This window comes from Pseudomonas sp. P65(2024) (assembly GCF_057480955.1).
In genome coordinates this window covers 85,320-102,058 of the sequence record NZ_JBLIYX010000006.1, presented here as the reverse complement: position 1 = coordinate 102,058, position 16,739 = coordinate 85,320, and the positions used below count along the sequence as shown (strand labels likewise).

The following is a 16,739-nucleotide window of genomic DNA, read 5'->3' as shown; positions in this document are numbered from 1 at the left end:
TCCCTATGGACAGCAATCGGTTCTATTCATGAAGAAATCAGTAGGCATCCTTTCCGGTCTGGCCGTGGCCATCGCCGTCGCAACCACCGCTGGCGCCTGGTACACCGGCAAGCAGCTGCCCGCGGAGCTGGAACGCTCCGTCGCCCGCGGCAACGAAGAGCTGAAGAAAGCCCTGGCCGGCAACGGCGGCAGCATGACCATCGAACTGGTCTCGCTGGACCAGCACTTCTTTACCAGTACCGCGCACTACCGCCTGAAGGCCGAGAACGTCCAGCTCGGCGAAGCCGAGGCATTGAACTTCCAGGTGGGCGTGACCGACCAGATCGAGCACGGCCCGTTCCCCTGGTCGCGGGTCAAGGCCTTCAAGCTGATGCCGGTCATGGCCACCAGCAACAGCGCGCTGGACAAGGATGACTTCACCAGCGGCTGGTTCACCGCCGCCGGCGACAAGTCGCCGGTCACCGCCCAGGTCAGCCTCGGTTACGGCGGCAGCGTCGACAGCGACATTCGCCTGGCGCCGGTCACGCTCAAGGAAGACGGCGGCAATGTCCTGGACTTCTCCGGCCTGCAGCTCAAGCTGCGCGGCGACCGTGAAGGCAAGGCGGTGGAGATCCACAGCAGCGCCGAGCACCTCGAGCTGAACTTCGTCGACGAGCAGCAGGCGCCAGTGAAGATCCTGCTCAACGGTTTCAAGGCCGGTGGCAAGCTCAGCGAGACCGCCCATGACATGGTCTATGTCGGCAACTTCGATCTGGCCCTGGCCGACACCCAGGTGACCTTCGGGCCGAAGCAGGAAGTGCTGGTACTCAAGGGCCTGCAGCAGAACAACCTGTACAACGCCGAGGGCGAGGCCAAGGACAAGCTGGCCGGGCGCCTGGAATACAAGGTCGATGAGATCAGCTACGCCGGTCGCAAGGTGGGCAGCGCGGAAATGGTCCTGACCATGAAATCCATCGACATCCCGGCCATGCAGGCGTTGATGGAGTGGTACCAGACCCAGCTGCCGCAGATGCAGCAGGCCGCCGCCGATGGCGAGGCGCCGTCGCTGGAAATGACCCCCGAGGAGCAGGCCAAGGTTCAGGGTGACCTGCAGAAGCTGCTGGTGGCCAAGCCGCAGGTGGCGGTGGAGAAGCTGGCGTTCAAGACCGCCAATGGCGAGAGCCGCTTCAACCTGGCGATGGACTTTGCCAGCCCGAGCTCGTTCGACCTGCCGCCTGATCAGTTGGGCAAGCAGTTGCTGACGCAACTGAAGGCCAAGCTCAGCGTTTCCAAGCCGATGGTCGCCGACCTGGCCACCTTGCAGGCGCTGCTTGAGGGTGAGACCGATGCCCAGGCCATCGCCCAGCAGTCCAGCCAGGCCGGTGAAATGGTCGGCATGATGGCGCTGCAGAGCGGCATGGCCACGGTGCAGGGCAGCGACGTGGTGTCGAGCCTGCAATACGCCGACGGCATGGTCGACTTCAACGGCAAGAAGATGACTGTCGAAGAGTTCGCCATGCTGATCAGCGGCCACCTGGCCGCGCTCCAGCCGCAGGGCTGATCCCTCAGGCAGACCCGCTCCCGTCGTCTTCGTGGGAGCGGGCTTGCCCCGCGATGGGCCCTCCCCGCAAAAACCCCTTTTGCATCCCTCCGATTGCCTGTAGCCTTCGCGTCCGATAAGAATCCGCGCCCGCAGAGGGGCCGAGACGCTGGCCGTCCGGCACCATTAGCCGATCTGCCAGGGCCGGGTGATACACTCGACTGACGCGCTCAAGCGCCCCGCAGGTCCAGCGATCATGACCCAGATTTCCGAACGCCTGTTGGTCCAGGCCCACCTCGATGCCAAGCAGCCCAACCCGCTGACGCCCGCGCAGGAGGCCGAATACCGTGCGGCCATCGCCTCCGAGCTGAAAAAGCAGAATGCCGTGCTGGTGGCCCACTACTATTGCGACCCGGTGATCCAGGCCCTGGCCGAGGAAACCGGCGGCTGTGTGTCCGACTCGCTGGAGATGGCGCGCTTCGGCAAGAACCACCCGGCCGAGACCGTGGTGGTGGCGGGTGTGCGTTTCATGGGCGAAACCGCGAAGATCCTCACCCCGGAAAAACGCGTGCTGATGCCTACCCTGGAGGCGACCTGCTCCCTCGACCTCGGTTGCCCGGTCGAGGCGTTTTCGGCGTTTTGCGACCAGCATCCCGAGCGTACCGTGGTGGTCTATGCCAACACCTCCGCTGCGGTGAAGGCCCGTGCCGACTGGGTGGTGACCTCCAGTTGCGCGTTGGAGATCGTCGAAAGCCTGATGGACAACGGCGAGACCATCATCTGGGGCCCTGACCAGCACCTGGGCCGCTACATCCAGAAGCAGACCGGTGCCGACATGCTGCTGTGGGACGGTGCCTGCATCGTTCACGAAGAGTTCAAGTCGCGCCAGCTGGCCGACATGAAGGCGCTGTACCCGGACGCGGCGATCCTGGTCCATCCGGAGTCCCCGGAAGCGGTGATCGAGCTGGCCGACGCGGTGGGCTCCACCAGCCAGCTGATCAAGGCGGCGCAGACCCTGCCGAACAAGACCTTCATCGTCGCCACCGACCGCGGCATCTTCTACAAGATGCAGCAGCTGTGCCCGGACAAGGAGTTCGTCGAGGCGCCGACCGCCGGCAATGGCGCGGCCTGTCGCAGCTGCGCGCATTGCCCGTGGATGGCGATGAACACCCTGGAGCGCACGTTGGACTGCCTGCGCAAGGGCAGCAACGAGATCTTCGTCGAGCCTGCGCTGATTCCCAAGGCGATCAAGCCGCTGAACCGCATGCTCGATTTCACCCAGGCGGCGCGGTTGAAGTTGTCGGGCAACGCCTGAAGCAAGGTGAGCATCATCCTGTGGGAGCGGCCTTGTGTCGCGAAAGGGCCGCACAGCGGCCACAAGATGTTCAGGTTCACGCAGGAAACACGGGCCGCTTCGCGGCCCTTTCGCGACACAAGACCGCTCCTACAGCGTGATCAGTGCCAGGCCTAGCGCCCCATCATCTCCTTGACCATTCGCTGCTGCTCCATGATCTCGCGCTGGCGCTGGTCGATCTGCGAGGCCAGCGGGAAGTTGCTGCCCGAGCGGCGCTTGGCGTAGTCGAGCTGCTGGATCGCCTGGTCGAAATCGCCGACCAGGGTGAAGTACTCGGCGCGGGCACGGTGCAGGCCGATGGTGTTGCCCGACAACCCGCGCACTTCGGCAACGTCGTACCACACGTCCGGGTCGTCGGGTCGATTCTTGACCAGGTCGTCCAGCACCTTTTCCGCTTCGGCCGGCTTGTTCTGCTTGATCAGCAGGTCGGCGCGCACCTGTTTCAACGGATAGTTGGCTGGGTACAGCGCCTGCATGCGCTGGGCGCGTTGCTGGGCATCGGCCAGGCGGTTGTTGGTGATGTCCAGGTCGATCTGCGCGAGGTTGTAGGTAATGTCGTTGGGCGCCTTGGCCAGCAGCGGCTTGAGGTTCTCCCGCGCTTCGTTGAGCTGGCCACCCTTGATCTGCGCCAGCGCCAGGCCATAGCGCGCGGCGTCCATCTGTGGATTCTCGTCGAGCTGGGCGCGGAAGCGCTTGGCGGCCAGGCCCGGGGTGCCTTCGTAGGTGAGCTGTACCCGCGCACGGATCAGCTGGTAGCGCAGGCTATCCTCGACGCCACCTTTGGGCGCCTGCTCGGCGCGGTTGCGGGTGTCGGCAATACGTGATTCGGTGACCGGGTGAGTCAGCAGGAACTCCGGCGGCTTGGCATCGTAGCGGTACTGGCGGGCCAGGCGTTCGAACATGCTGGGCATGTTGCGCGGATCGTAGCCGGCCTTCTCCAGGTTGAGGATGCCGATGCGGTCGGCCTCCTGCTCGTTTTGCCGTGAGAAGCGCCGCTGCTCCTGGATCGCGGCGGCCTGGGTGCCAGCGATCACGCCGATGCCGGCATCGCCACCACCACCCGCGGCCAGGACGATACCGGCCAGCAGGGCCGCCATCATCGGCAACTGCATGCGCTGCTGGGCCTCGACGCCGCGGGCGAAGTGGCGTTGCGACAAGTGCGCCAGTTCGTGAGCCAGTACCGAGGCGTACTCACCCTCCGATTGCGCATTGAGGAACAATCCGCCGTTGACGCCGACGATACCGCCCGGGGCAGCGAAGGCGTTGAGCTCCTTGCTGTCGATGAGGATGAACTCCAGGCGCCTGTCCTGCAGCTGGCTGGTCTCGGCCAGCTTGTACACGGTGGTCTCGACGTAGTCCTTGAGCTGCGGGTCGTTCAGCTGGTTGACCTGGCCGCGCAACAGGCTCAGCCAGGCGCGGCCGAGCTGGTGTTCCTGTTGCGGCGAGACGATCGCGGAGCTGGCGTCGCCCAGTGACGGCAGGTCGTCGGCGTGGCCGGGAAGGGCCATCAGGCAGGCCAGCGTCAACAGGGTGGGGCGCAGTAGATTCATGCAGAAGCTCGCGTCGGTCAAAAGCCTTACTGTAGCCGGGTCGCGCGATGCCGACCAGTGGCGGTATCCTACCGGACCTTTCTGTCCATACCCCGGAGACGCGCCCGATGAGTGATACCCCGACCAGCGACGCCGAGCTTGACGCCAGCGGGCTGAACTGCCCGTTGCCGCTGCTCAAGGCCAAGATGGAACTCAATCGCCTGGCCAGTGGCGCGGTGCTCAAGGTGATCGCCACCGACGGCGGCTCCCAGCGCGACTTCCGCACTTTCGCCCAACTGGCCGGCCATACGCTGCTGCATGAAACGGCCGAGGCCGGCGTTTACACCTACTGGCTGCGCAAGGCCTGAGTCTTTTCCAAGGATCGTCAATGTTCAAAGTGCTTCGCGACTGGATGCAGCGCTACTTCTCCGACGAGGAGGCTGTGGTGCTGGCGGTCCTGCTGTTCCTGGCCTTCACCGTGGTGCTGACCCTGGGCGGCATGCTCGCGCCGGTGCTGGCGGGCATGGTCCTGGCGTTTCTCATGCAGGGCCTGGTCAATGCCCTGGAGCGCTTGAAGGTGCCGTCCAGGCTGGCGGTCTGGCTGGTGTTCGCCCTGTTCATGGGTGCGCTGGCAGTGTTCATGCTGGTGCTGGTGCCGCTGCTCTGGCATCAGCTGATCACCTTGTTCAACGAGTTGCCGGGGATGCTCGGCAAGTGGCAGTCGTTGTTGCTGCTGTTGCCCGAGCGCTATCCGCACCTGGTGTCGGATGAGCAGGTGCTGCGTGCCATCGAATCGGTGCGCGGCGAGATCGGCAAGTTCGGCCAGTGGGCGCTGACCTTCTCGCTGTCGAGCCTGCCGTTGCTGGTCAATGCGATGATCTACCTGGTGCTGGTGCCGATCCTGGTGTTCTTCTTCCTCAAGGACCGCGAGCTGATCGGGCGCTGGGTCAGCGGCTACCTGCCGCGCGAGCGTACGCTGCTAAACCGGGTGGGCGACGAGATGAACCGGCAGATCGCCAACTACATTCGCGGCAAGGGCATCGAGATCCTGATCTGCGGGATTGCCACCTATATCGCCTTCATCAGCCTTGGCCTCAACTATGCCGCCTTGCTGGCGCTGCTGGTGGGCCTGTCGGTGGTGGTGCCGTATGTCGGCGCGGTGGTGGTAACGGTGCCGGTGACGCTGATCGCGCTGTTCCAGTGGGGTTGGGGCGATCAGTTCATCTACCTGATGGCGGTGTACGCGATCATCCAGGCACTCGATGGCAACGTGCTGGTGCCGCTGCTGTTCTCCGAGGCAGTGAGCCTGCACCCGGTGGCGATCATCTGCGCGGTGCTGCTGTTCGGCGGGCTGTGGGGGTTCTGGGGGATCTTCTTCGCGATCCCGCTGGCGACGCTGTTCAAGGCGGTGCTGGATGCCTGGCCGCGGCAGGACAGGTCTGTGGCGCCGATGCTGTAGGTCTGGGGCTGCTTTGCAGCCCCAACGATCTCAAGCCTTGTTGAGGTTCTGCGCCGCCACCAATACGGCATCCACATGCCCCGGCACCTTCACTGCGCGCCATTCCTGGCGCAGCACACCGTCCTTGTCGATCAGGAAGGTGCTGCGGTCCACGCCCAGATACTCCTTGCCGTACAGCTTCTTCAGCTTGATCACGTCGAACAGCTGGCACAGTGCTTCGTCCTTGTCGCTGATCAGCTCGAAGGGAAACGCCTGCTTGGCCTTGAAGTTCTCGTGCGACTTGATGCCATCGCGCGACACGCCGAACACCACGGTGTTGGCCGCCTGGAACGCCGCGTATTGGTCGCGGAAGCCCTGGCCTTCGGTGGTGCAGCCCGGGGTGCTGTCCTTGGGATAGAAGTACAACACCACCTGCTGGCCCTTCAGGTCGGCAAGGCTGACGGTCTGGCCGCTGGTGGCCTGGACCTGGAAATCGGCGACGGGTTGGTCGAGTGCTACGGCCATGGGAGCTTCCTTACATGGGGTTCTGTGGGCGCCACGGTTCGATCAGCGCGTCCAGGTTCAGGGCGTCGGCGAAGTCGAGGAACTGATCGCGCAGCCAGCTGATCTGGGTGCCGGCCGGCAGGATTACGGTGAACTGGGCGTTGAGCATGCTGCTGCCGGTCTGCGGCGCGAGGTAGGTGTCGCAGGTCATCGCTTCGAGCTCGACGCGGTGGTCGAGGAAGAACTGGCACAGCTCGTTGATGATGTCCGGGCGATAGGCGGCGCTGACGTAGGCCACATAAGGCAGGGCCTGCGGGCGTACTTCCTGGTCGGCGCTGCGCACCACGTCCAGGGTCAGGCCGTGCTTCTTGCCCAGGCCCGGCAGGGTGGCTTCGAGGCGGGCCAGGGCATCCCAGCTGCCGCCGACCTGCAGCACCAGGGCGCTGGTCTCGCCGTGGCGCGACAGACGCGAGGTGACTACCGCGCAGCGGTTGTCGAAGGCCGCGCGGCTGAGAACGTTGGCCAGCTCCATGGGGTTGGGGCCCAAGGCGCTGATGACGAGAAATTGTTCGCGAACGGTGGGGGTGGACATGCAGCATTCCTAAAGCGATGAGCGGTCGGTGCAGGACGGGGGCAAGCCTCCTGCATCAGCAGGGCCCGGGCCGGTTTTGGCGGCTGTGGACGCAGGCCGGTAGCACTGTCGACGGCCCGGCGGGCCGTGCTGCACCGATCAAAGGATCAAGGGTAGCGAAAAGCGGCGCGAAGGGGAATGCTCCGCCCGCCTGCTTCGCTTGTGCAAGGCCGATGGCGCCAGTACCATTACCGCTCTCTTTTTCCGGCAGGAGCAGTTACATGATTGCGGGCAGTATGGTGGCATTGGTCACTCCCATGGATGCACAAGGGCGTCTGGACTGGGACAGCCTCGACAAGCTTGTAGACTTCCACCTGGAAAACGGCACCCACGCGATCGTAGCTGTCGGCACCACCGGCGAGTCCGCCACGCTGGATGTCGAAGAGCACATCCTGGTCATCAAGCACGTGGTCGAGCGGGTCAAGCACAGCAACAAGCGGATCCCGGTAATCGCCGGTACCGGTGCCAACTCCACTGCCGAAGCCGTGCACCTGACCAAGAACGCCAAGAATGCCGGCGCCGACGCCTGCCTGCTGGTGGTCCCGTACTACAACAAGCCGACCCAGGAAGGCCTGTACCAGCACTTCAAGCACATCGCCGAAGCCGTCGACATCCCGCAGATCCTCTACAACGTCCCCGGTCGCACCTCCTGCGACATGCAGGCCGACACCGTGATCCGCCTGTCGAAGGTCAAGAACATCATCGGCATCAAGGAAGCCACCGGCGACCTGGTCCGTGCCAAGGCCATCCTGGACGGCGTCGACAAGGACTTCATCGTCCTGTCCGGCGACGATCCGACCGCCGTCGAGCTGATCCTGATGGGCGGCAAGGGCAACATCTCCGTCACCGCCAACGTCGCCCCGCGCGAAATGGCCGATCTGTGCGAGGCCGCCCTTGAGGGCAATGCCGAGAAGGCCCGCGCGATCAACGAAAAACTCATGCCGCTGCACAAAGACCTGTTCTGCGAAGCCAACCCGATTCCGGTGAAATGGGCGCTGGTGGAAATGGGCCTGATGCAGCAGGGCATCCGCCTGCCACTGACCTGGCTGAGCGAAGGCTGTCACGAAAAAGTCCGTACTGCCTTGCGCCAGTCCGGCGTACTGGTTTAATCGAGGAAGTACACCGCATGAAGCGACTGGCTGGTCTTTCCGCTCTCGCCCTGATCATCTCCAGCACCAGCGGGTGCGGCTGGCTGTGGGGCGAGGATGGCTATTTCCGCGACCGTGGCAGCGACTACCTGCAGGCGCAACCGACCGCGCCGATGCAGCTGCCGCCGGACGCCAGCAACGTCAAGCGCCTGGATCCGCTGCTGCCGATCCCGCGCAACGTGGCCGACGATCGCGCCACCGGCGAGTTCGAGGTACCCCGTCCACAGCCGCTGTCGGCCACCGCCGACATCAGCGATTTCAGCCTGCAGCGCAGCGGCAACAGCCGTTGGGTGCTGGCCCAGCGCTCGCCCGCCGAAGTCTGGCCGGTGACCCGCCAGTTCTTCGAGGACAACGGTTTCCGCATCGCTGAAGAGCGCCCGCAGACCGGTGAATTCAACACCACCTGGCAGCGCTTCGACGAGCTGTCGGCCTCCCTCGGCCAGCGCTTGGCCAGTACCTCCAGCAGCCCGGACAGCGAAGTCCGCGTGCGGGTGCGCATGGAGCCCGGCGTGCAGCGCAACACCTCCGAGGTGTATGTGGTCAGCGTCGAGCGTCCGGCCGGCAGCACTGCCGAGCCTGATTTTCCGTCCGCCTCCAGTAACACCGGCACCGACGCGCTGCTGGTCGACGAAATGCTCGCCAGCATGAACCGCAGCGCCGAGAAGGGCGGTTCGGTCTCGCTGCTGGCCGCGCGCGACTTCGATGCCCCGAGCCAGGTCAGCCTGAGCGAGGACGGCAGCGGCAACCCGGTGCTGTTCCTGGGTTCCGACCTGGACCGCGCCTGGTCTGGCGTCGGCCGCGCCCTGGAGCAGGGCGAGTGGCGTGTCGAGGACATCAACCGCAGCCTGGGCCTGTACTACATCAACCTGTCCGAGAAGCCCGACGACAAGCAGAAGGAGCCTGGCTTCTTCAGCCGCCTGTTCGGCAGCGAGCCGAGCAAGGAAGAGCGTGAAGCCCGTGCCGAGCGCTACCAGGTGCGCCTGAGCAAGGTCGGCGAAAACGTCCAGGTGACCGTCGAGAAGAACATCAACACCGTGGCCCCGGCCGATGTCGCCCGCCGCGTGCTGAGCGCGATCCAGGACCACCTGGGCTAAGTGCGCTTCGCGGTTCTAGGAAGCGGTAGCCAGGGAAACGGCACGCTCGTCGCCAGTGGTGATACCTTCATCCTGGTCGATTGCGGCTTTTCCCTTCGCGAGACCGAGCGGCGCCTGGCGCTGCTCGGGGTGGCGGCCACGCAGTTGAGCGCGGTGCTGGTGACCCACGAACATGCCGACCACGTGCATGGGGTGGGGTTGCTCTCGCGCCGCTACAATGTACCGGTCTACCTCAGCCAGGGCACATTGCGCGGCATGCGCAAGCCGGTCGAGGTCTCCGGTTTTCTCGGTTGTGGCGATGTGCTGCAGATCGGCGATCTGCAGGTCAGCGCGGCACGGGTCGAGCATGATGCCTACGAGCCGCTGCAGTACGTGATCAGCGATGGTCGTCGGCGCTTTGGCATGCTCACCGACCTGGGTAGTTACGACGCGCGGCTGTTGGAGCGCTATCAGGGGCTCGATGCCCTGCTGATCGAGGCCAACCACTGCCGCGACCTGCTGGCCCGTGGGCACTACCCGCACTTTCTCAAGCTGCGGGTCGGCGGCAGCCAGGGACATTTGAACAACCACCAGGCCGCGAGCCTGGTGGCCGAGTTGGGCTGGCAGAACCTGCAGCACCTGGTGCTGGCCCACCTCAGCAGCAAGAACAACCTGCCACATCTGGCCCGCCAGTGCTTCGTCGACGCCCTCGGGTGCGACCCGGACTGGCTCCAGGTGGCGAATCAGGATCATGGGCTCGACTGGCGTCAAATCGCCTAGCCCACCCACTCAAGCAAGCGGAGCCCATCATGGAAAAACGCGACGAACTCTACCGCGGCAAGGCCAAATCGGTTTACAAGACCGACGACGCCGACCGCTTGATCCTGCTGTTCCGTAACGACACCTCGGCGTTCGACGGCAAGCGCATCGAACAACTGGATCGTAAGGGCATGGTGAACAACAAGTTCAATGCCTTCATCATGCAGAAGCTCGAAGAAGCCGGCGTGCCGACCCAGTTCGACAAGCTGCTGGGCGACAACGAGTGCCTGGTGAAGAAGCTCGACATGATCCCGGTCGAGTGCGTGGTGCGCAACTACGCCGCCGGCAGCCTGGTCAAGCGCCTGGGCGTGGAGGAGGGCATCAAGCTGGAGCCGTCCACCTTCGAGCTGTTCCTGAAGAACGACGAAAAGGGCGACCCCTTCATCAACGAATCCCACGTTGTCGCTTTCGGCTGGGGCACCGCCGAGCAGCTGGCCGAGATGAAGAAGCTGTCGCTGAAGGTCAACGAAGTGCTGAGCAAGCTGTTCGACGACGCAGGCCTGCTGCTGGTCGACTTCAAGCTGGAGTTTGGCGTGTTCCACGGCCAGATCGTCCTGGGCGACGAATTCAGCCCGGACGGCTGCCGCCTGTGGGACAAAGAGACCCGCAAGAAGATGGACAAGGACCGCTTCCGTCAGGGCCTGGGCGACGTGATCGAAGCCTACGAAGAAGTTGCCAAACGCCTGGGCGTGCCGCTGTAAGCGGCGCGTTCACGCAAGCGCCTGATACCACGCGAATTTTTTTCAAAAAAGGTTTGCCAGAAACGAAATCGCTGGTATGATGCGCGCCATTGGAGAGATGCCGGAGTGGTCGAACGGGACGGATTCGAAATCCGTTGTACTGGCAACAGTACCTAGGGTTCAAATCCCTATCTCTCCGCCATACATGGAAAAGCCCCGAGATTAATGTCTCGGGGCTTTTTTCATTGCCCGTGTTTTTTATGGCAACTTGCTGATAGCGTGCGTCAGCATCGGGTCCGCGGTCCTGAAAAAAGGAATACCGGCAGCAGGAAAACCGCGGGCCTTCGGCGCTTGCTGGCAACCTGCCATGATTTGCAGCGGCGCTGCTCTCGTAGAGAATCGCGACCTTTGTTTCGTAAGGACGCGTGCAATGAAGTTCGAGGGTACTTTTCAATACATGGGTAATCACGGGATCGTCTTCAACGTCTCGCAGATCACCCTGACCGACAGCGAGCGCGGGCGATTGCGCGAGCTGCATTTTGGCGAAGCGAAGAGTGCCCACTACGAGGTCAACAGCAAGGTCGTCGAGGTGTACGACAAGATGCTGGCCAAAGGGCTGCCGTGCGTGATGAAGATCGGTATCTCCAAGCCGTTGACCCGCCAGCAGGGCGATACCCTCAATGCCCAGCGCACCAAGGTTGCCAACCTTGCCGCCTCGGCGTTCGCCGCCGCCGCCAGCTCTGTAGCCTCTCCTTACGTTGGCGTGCCGGTGGGCGCGGGGGTGCGTGCCTATGCCAATGACGTCTTGCCTACCTACCATGCTGGCGATGTGCTGGTCAGCATCGAGGCGCAGGTCAATGGCGGCATCGGTCCGCAGCACTCCACTTCGACCCTGATCATCAAGACCTGAGGGAGGCGCCTGTGTCCGAAATTACCTATGCGGTCATCGGCCTGTTGCTTTATGGCCTGCTGGATCGGTTTCTCAGGCCCTACCCGCTGCGCAAGTGGCTGGGGGTGGCGCTGGTGGTGATTGGTGTCGTCGGTTGCATCATTGTTAGCCAAGCCCGTTTGTTCGGGTTGGACCTGGGATTGCTGTCGGTCCTTGCCACGGGGTTGGGCGTGGGCCTGTTCGTCAGGCGGCGGCGATTCGAACAGCTTGGTTGATGCGATAAAGGTCTTTACCGATATCTTTGCTGAAAGCCCCGTAGTTCGCGCTACGGGGCTTTTTGCATCAAACAGCGGGGCAGTTCGTCACTGCGTGAGAGACATCTTGCGACAGTGCTTTGGCCATGCCGGTGAGGTAGTGGGCGGCGGCTAACAAAGTAGGCGCGTTCTTCAGATCCTGAGTCAGTGCGATATCGCTCAGGGTGTAGGCGCAGGTTATCAAGTGGGTGGATTGTTCCAGGGCATAGTCCATGGGGTGGCCAGCAACGACCTGGAACAGTGGAGTTTCGTTGTCGACTTCACCGCTTTCGCCAAAGCTGCCGATGCCCACGGTGGTGATGCGCTTGTCTTGAGTCATGCCGGTTCTCCTTGTTCTCAGGGCGCGATCAATGCCTTGCCTGTACACGGCTCAGGGCCATTTCGACCAAGCTGCGTGCGCTGTCGATTTCGTGCACGGCGGTCAGGGCCATGACCTGGCCCGGCGGCTTGGTGTGGATCATGGCGGCGTGCTGGGCGGCGGTGAGGGCGCAGACGAGATACTCGGCGATCTGGACGAGCAGGTCCTCGAGGGTATGAGGGGAGTCGGATGCTTGTAGCGGAGGGTCGGGGACAATTTTTATCATGGTAGTAACCTGAGCAATTTGGGGCGTCCACCACAAGCTGTCAAACCAATGGAGGCAGCTGTACGTAGGTTGACAGACCGAGGCTCAGGTTCCCGGCGCACACGAATGTGCCCCACGCACAACTGCCATAAAGCAGCCATTGCGTTCTGAGCTACGGCCTGTCAAAGCCGGTCGTTGAGTTGGTAACGACGGGTCGAGACTAAGTCGCAGATCGAGCAGCTGCAACGGCTTGAATGGGGAAAAAGTGTGCTTGGGAAATGGACTACAGGGAATCAGGAAAGTCTGATGAAAATCTGTAGGAAGCTGAAAGGAATTACCCGCCTGTAACGTTTTAGCAAATAGTTCAACCCGCTAGTTGCCGTGCCAACAACTTGTTAGTTGACCCCTGTCAACTAGTGCACCTGTACTAACGCCTTTCATTCTCACCGCCCTTTCCCGTATGATCCGCGCGCCATCCGTTTGATGGTGGATCATGGACTTAAAGGATTTTTATGAAAAAGCTGATCAAAGCTACTGTCGCTGTTGCTGTCGTTTCGGGCGTTGCCCTGCTGTCCGGTTGCACTGGCCAAGTCTACAACCAGCCTAAGAACTGCTCGTACGACTACCTGTTCCACCCATCGGTTTCCATCTCCAAGATCATCGGCGGCTGCGGCCCGATCGATAAACTGCCTCAGCAGCAGTAACCTTGGAAATACCCTGATCGGGTCGTTCACGGCCTGATCCAAGACCCCCGACCATGGATGTGGCCGGGGGTTTTTGTTTGGGGGGGCGCGGTGGCTTGTCGCGTGGCAACCTGTCGTCTTGACGCCCCGACCCGCGTTTGTTTGTGCTGGCAATTCGGTTACAATCCGTAAATCGTTTCAGCCTTGTCGGTCAATCCGACCAAAGGCTGGCGCGTCCAATGTCTCTCTGGCTGCTGAACAATGATCACAACAAGCCTGCGCTGAAGAACATGGAATACCTGGGCCAGCCACAGGCCCACCCTCCGTTCTACTGACTGGAATCGATCAATGTTCAAGAAAGCTGGCAAGACCTTGCTGGGTCTGGCAGTCGCGGCGAGCTTCATGCAAGCGCACGCCGAAGACACCAAGAAAGTCGACGTGCTGCTGGTTGGCGGCGGCATCATGAGTTCCACCCTGGCGGTCTGGCTCAACGAGCTGGAGCCGAGCTGGTCGATGGAAATGGTCGAGCGCCTGGACGGCGTCGCCGAAGAAAGCTCCAACGGCTGGAACAACGCCGGTACTGGCCACTCCGCGCTGGCCGAGCTGAATTACACCCCGGAAGACAAAGACGGCAAGGTCAACATCACCAAGGCCATCGAGATCAACGAGTCGTTCCAGATCTCCCGTCAGTTCTGGGCCTGGCAGGTACGCCAGGGCGTGCTGAAGAACCCGCACTCGTTCATCAACACCACCCCGCACATGAGCTTCGTCTGGGGCGATGACAACATCAAGTTCCTGAAGAAGCGCTACGACGCCCTGCAGGCCAGCCCGCTGTTCCGTCCGATGCAGTACTCGGAAGACCACGCGCAGATCGCCAAGTGGGTCCCGCTGATGATGGAAGGCCGTGACCCGAACCAGAAGCTGGCCGTGACCTGGACGCCGATCGGCACCGACGTCAACTTCGGTGAGATCACCCGTCAGTTCGTCGGTCACCTGAAGACCAAGGAAAACTTCGACCTGAAGCTGTCCAGCGAAGTGCAGGACATCACCCGCAACGAAGACGGCTCCTGGCACGTCGAGTACAAGAACCTGAAGGATGGCACCGAGCACGCCACCGACGCCAAGTTCCTGTTCATCGGTGCTGGCGGCGGCGCGCTGAAGCTGCTGCAGAAGTCGGGCATCCCGGAAGCCAAGGAGTACGCAGGCTTCCCGGTGGGCGGCTCGTTCCTGGTGACCGAGAACCCGACCGTTGCCATGCAGCACATGGCCAAGGCCTACGGCATCGCCTCGACTGGCGCGCCACCCATGTCGGTTCCGCACCTGGACACCCGCGTGCTGGACGGCAAGCGCGTGATCCTGTTCGGGCCATTCGCCACCTTCTCGACCAAGTTCCTGAAGAACGGTTCGTACCTGGACCTGCTGAGCAGCACCACCACCCACAACGTCTGGCCGATGGCCCGCGTCGGCATCGATCAGTACCCGCTGGTCGAGTACCTCGCCGGCCAGCTGATGCAGTCCGACGACGACCGTTTCGCCGCCCTGCAGACCTACTTCCCGAACGCCAAGAAGGAAGACTGGAAACTGTGGCAGGCCGGTCAGCGCGTGCAGATCATCAAGCGTGATGCCGACAAGGGCGGCGTGCTGAAGCTGGGCACCGAGGTCGTGGCTTCCGAAGACCGCACCATCGCCGGCCTGCTGGGCGCCTCGCCAGGCGCCTCGACCGCCGCGCCGATCATGCTCAACGTGCTGGAAACCGTGTTCAAGGAGAAGGTCGCCACCCCTGAGTGGCAGGCCAAGATCAAGGAGATCGTCCCGAGCTACGGTACCAAGCTGAACGATTCGGCCGCCGCCACCCAGAAAGAGTGGGACTACACCGCCGAAGTCCTGCAACTGGAGAAGCCGCCGGTGATCGACCAGAGCGTCAAGACCAGCGTGGCGCCAGCCGCACCGGTCGAGAGCAAGCCTGCGAACGACATGGCGCTGTAAGGCCCCTGCTTGCCGGGCTCGCCCGGCAACACCCACCACGAGGATCGCCCCTGGCGGCCTCGTGGTTTTTTTGTGCCTGAGTTTTGCCCGAGCCAGGGCAAGCTAAGCCGCCGCGTTGCCTAGAAGCTCAACGCTGCTCGAGGATACTGCCCAGCAACCCCGGAAAGCGGCTTTCGAGTTCTTCGCTGCGCAGCGAATTCATGTGCGTGGTACCAACGTTGCGAGTGTGCACCAGCCCTGAATCGCGCAAGACGCGAAAGTGATGGGACATGCTCGACTTGGGCCGGCCGCCGTCCAGCTCACCGCAGCTGGCTTCGGCAACACCGGCCAGATGGCGGACGATTTCCATGCGCACAGGGTCGCTCAGGGCGTAGAGCAGGCGCTCCAGTGTCAGGTCTTCGGGATTGGGGTGGGTATAGGCTCGCATGGACGACATGATAACGGGGGTTTCACAAATTGCCATAGTTCGAATATGATCGAACAATCGTATCCAACCCCCGTCCCTGGAGTGACCTCATGGCCGCCTTGTTCGAACCCTACACCCTCAAAGACGTCACCCTGCGCAACCGCATTGCCATTCCGCCGATGTGCCAGTACATGGCTGAGGATGGCCTGATCAATGACTGGCACCAGGTGCATTACGCGGGCCTGGCCCGTGGCGGCGCCGGCCTGGTGGTGGTCGAGGCCACTGCGGTGTCGCCGGAAGGGCGCATCACCCCCGGCTGCGCCGGCATCTGGAACGACGCCCAGGCCCAGGCCTTCGTGCCTGTGGTCAAGGCGATCAAGGCCGCCGGTTCCGTGCCGGGCATCCAGATCGCCCACGCCGGTCGCAAGGCCAGTGCCAACCGCCCCTGGGAAGGTGATGACCATATCGCCGCCGACGATGCCCGTGGTTGGGACACCATTGCCCCGTCTGCCATCGCCTTTGGCGGCCACCTGCCGAAAGTGCCCAAGGCCATGACCCTGGACGATATCGCCCGGGTCAAGCAGGACTTCGTCGATGCCGCGCGCCGTGCCCGCGATGCCGGCTTCGAGTGGATCGAGCTGCACTTCGCCCACGGCTACCTGGGCCAGAGCTTCTTCTCCGAGCACTCCAACCAGCGTACCGACGCCTATGGCGGCAGCTTCGACAACCGCACGCGCTTCCTCCTGGAAACCCTGGCCGCGGTACGTGAGGTGTGGCCGGAGCACCTGCCGCTGACCGCTCGCTTTGGCGTGGTGGAGTACGATGGGCGTGACGAGCAGACCCTGCTGGAGTCCATTGAACTGGCCCGTCGCTTCAAGGCTGGCGGCCTCGATCTGCTGAGCGTCAGCGTCGGCTTCACCATTCCCCAGACCAACATCCCGTGGGGCCCGGCATTCCTGGGGCCGATCGCCGAGCGGGTGCGCCGCGAGGCGAAGCTGCCGGTGACCTCGGCCTGGGGCTTTGGCACGCCGGAGCTGGCCGAGGGCGCGTTGCAGGCCAATCAGCTCGACCTGGTGTCGGTGGGGCGTGCGCACCTGGCTGATCCGCACTGGCCGTATGCCGCCGCCAAGGCCCTGGGCGTGGACAAGGCGGCGTGGACGCTGCCGGCGCCTTATGCGCATTGGCTTGAGCGGTATCGCTGAG

General features: G+C 63.1%; 19 protein-coding genes and 1 tRNA gene. 14 read left to right on the top strand and 6 right to left on the bottom strand.

Annotated features, from left to right (window positions below):
- Positions 1 to 28: 28 nt before the first annotated feature.
- Together AC25MA_RS11150 and nadA are read left to right on the top strand one after the other, a co-directional pair.
- Entirely contained in the window at positions 29 to 1,540 is a 1,512-nt protein-coding gene (locus AC25MA_RS11150) for a YdgA family protein (protein ID WP_028692988.1), read from the top strand.
- Between the two features lie 235 nt (positions 1,541 to 1,775).
- Positions 1,776 to 2,834 carry a quinolinate synthase NadA gene (nadA, locus tag AC25MA_RS11145; protein ID WP_028692989.1) on the top strand — a complete coding sequence of 353 codons (1,059 nt, stop codon included), beginning with the start codon at positions 1,776 to 1,778 and terminating at the stop codon, positions 2,832 to 2,834.
- 152 nt (positions 2,835 to 2,986) lie between these two features.
- Here the strand turns inward: nadA and AC25MA_RS11140 are convergent, their stop codons facing one another.
- Positions 2,987 to 4,423, bottom strand: a complete 1,437-nt coding sequence (locus tag AC25MA_RS11140) for a M48 family metalloprotease (protein ID WP_028692990.1) — start codon at positions 4,421 to 4,423, stop codon at positions 2,987 to 2,989.
- Positions 4,424 to 4,530: 107 nt separating this feature from the next.
- Here AC25MA_RS11140 and AC25MA_RS11135 point away from each other — a divergent pair, with 107 nt between their 5' ends.
- Entirely contained in the window at positions 4,531 to 4,770 is a 240-nt protein-coding gene (locus tag AC25MA_RS11135; protein WP_028692991.1) for a sulfurtransferase TusA family protein, read from the top strand.
- Between the two features lie 20 nt (positions 4,771 to 4,790).
- Positions 4,791 to 5,861 carry an AI-2E family transporter gene (locus AC25MA_RS11130; protein ID WP_028692992.1) on the top strand — a complete coding sequence of 357 codons (1,071 nt, stop codon included), beginning with the start codon at positions 4,791 to 4,793 and terminating at the stop codon, positions 5,859 to 5,861.
- Positions 5,862 to 5,891: 30 nt separating this feature from the next.
- On the opposite strand, the gene AC25MA_RS11125 is transcribed toward AC25MA_RS11130, so the two are convergent.
- Both AC25MA_RS11125 and AC25MA_RS11120 read right to left on the bottom strand, forming a co-directional pair.
- Complete coding sequence (locus AC25MA_RS11125; protein WP_028692993.1) at positions 5,892 to 6,365, bottom strand: peroxiredoxin; 474 nt, start codon at positions 6,363 to 6,365, stop codon at positions 5,892 to 5,894.
- A 10-nt stretch (positions 6,366 to 6,375) separates the two neighbouring features.
- Entirely contained in the window at positions 6,376 to 6,936 is a 561-nt protein-coding gene (locus AC25MA_RS11120) for a glycine cleavage system transcriptional repressor (RefSeq protein ID WP_028692994.1), read from the bottom strand.
- Between the two features lie 260 nt (positions 6,937 to 7,196).
- Here AC25MA_RS11120 and dapA point away from each other — a divergent pair, with 260 nt between their 5' ends.
- The 7 genes from dapA (at position 7,197) to AC25MA_RS11085 (ending at position 11,859) form a co-directional block, all read left to right on the top strand.
- A complete protein-coding gene (gene dapA, locus AC25MA_RS11115) occupies positions 7,197 to 8,084 on the top strand; it encodes a 4-hydroxy-tetrahydrodipicolinate synthase (RefSeq protein ID WP_028692995.1) in 888 nt (295 codons plus the stop codon).
- A gap of 17 nt (positions 8,085 to 8,101) precedes the next feature.
- A complete protein-coding gene (bamC, locus tag AC25MA_RS11110; RefSeq protein ID WP_028692996.1) occupies positions 8,102 to 9,217 on the top strand; it encodes an NlpB/DapX family lipoprotein in 1,116 nt (371 codons plus the stop codon).
- Positions 9,218 to 9,976, top strand: coding sequence for an MBL fold metallo-hydrolase (locus AC25MA_RS11105; protein ID WP_028692997.1), 759 nt, complete (start codon positions 9,218 to 9,220; stop codon positions 9,974 to 9,976).
- Positions 9,977 to 10,005: 29 nt separating this feature from the next.
- Positions 10,006 to 10,716 (top strand): phosphoribosylaminoimidazolesuccinocarboxamide synthase, encoded by a 711-nt coding sequence (gene purC, locus AC25MA_RS11100; RefSeq protein ID WP_004375217.1) that lies wholly within the window; start codon positions 10,006 to 10,008, stop codon positions 10,714 to 10,716.
- Positions 10,717 to 10,807: 91 nt separating this feature from the next.
- Positions 10,808 to 10,897, top strand: a tRNA-Ser gene (locus AC25MA_RS11095).
- 228 nt (positions 10,898 to 11,125) lie between these two features.
- A complete protein-coding gene (locus tag AC25MA_RS11090) occupies positions 11,126 to 11,605 on the top strand; it encodes a hypothetical protein (protein WP_069016385.1) in 480 nt (159 codons plus the stop codon).
- An 11-nt stretch (positions 11,606 to 11,616) separates the two neighbouring features.
- Complete coding sequence (locus AC25MA_RS11085; protein ID WP_028692999.1) at positions 11,617 to 11,859, top strand: hypothetical protein; 243 nt, start codon at positions 11,617 to 11,619, stop codon at positions 11,857 to 11,859.
- 67 nt (positions 11,860 to 11,926) lie between these two features.
- Here the strand turns inward: AC25MA_RS11085 and AC25MA_RS11080 are convergent, their stop codons facing one another.
- On the bottom strand, positions 11,927 to 12,217 hold the full coding sequence (locus AC25MA_RS11080) for a DUF3077 domain-containing protein (protein ID WP_186597185.1): 291 nt from the start codon (positions 12,215 to 12,217) through the stop codon (positions 11,927 to 11,929).
- 28 nt (positions 12,218 to 12,245) lie between these two features.
- The gene (locus AC25MA_RS11075; protein WP_069016387.1) at positions 12,246 to 12,482 is read right to left on the bottom strand and encodes a hypothetical protein; all 237 of its coding nucleotides are present in this window, start codon (positions 12,480 to 12,482) and stop codon (positions 12,246 to 12,248) included.
- A gap of 491 nt (positions 12,483 to 12,973) precedes the next feature.
- On the opposite strand from AC25MA_RS11075, the gene AC25MA_RS11070 reads away from it, so the two are divergent.
- Both AC25MA_RS11070 and mqo read left to right on the top strand, forming a co-directional pair.
- On the top strand, positions 12,974 to 13,165 hold the full coding sequence (locus tag AC25MA_RS11070; protein ID WP_023630554.1) for a DUF4223 family protein: 192 nt from the start codon (positions 12,974 to 12,976) through the stop codon (positions 13,163 to 13,165).
- A 327-nt stretch (positions 13,166 to 13,492) separates the two neighbouring features.
- Positions 13,493 to 15,130: a malate dehydrogenase (quinone) gene (gene mqo, locus AC25MA_RS11065; RefSeq protein WP_062360541.1), complete on the top strand. Its 1,638-nt coding sequence runs from the start codon at positions 13,493 to 13,495 to the stop codon at positions 15,128 to 15,130.
- Positions 15,131 to 15,257: 127 nt separating this feature from the next.
- Here mqo and AC25MA_RS11060 read toward each other — a convergent pair whose 3' ends face one another.
- Entirely contained in the window at positions 15,258 to 15,593 is a 336-nt protein-coding gene (locus AC25MA_RS11060) for an ArsR/SmtB family transcription factor (protein WP_028693003.1), read from the bottom strand.
- A 53-nt stretch (positions 15,594 to 15,646) separates the two neighbouring features.
- Here AC25MA_RS11060 and AC25MA_RS11055 point away from each other — a divergent pair, with 53 nt between their 5' ends.
- Positions 15,647 to 16,738: an NADH:flavin oxidoreductase/NADH oxidase gene (locus AC25MA_RS11055; protein ID WP_028693004.1), complete on the top strand. Its 1,092-nt coding sequence runs from the start codon at positions 15,647 to 15,649 to the stop codon at positions 16,736 to 16,738.
- The last annotated feature ends 1 nt before the right edge of the window (position 16,739 follow it).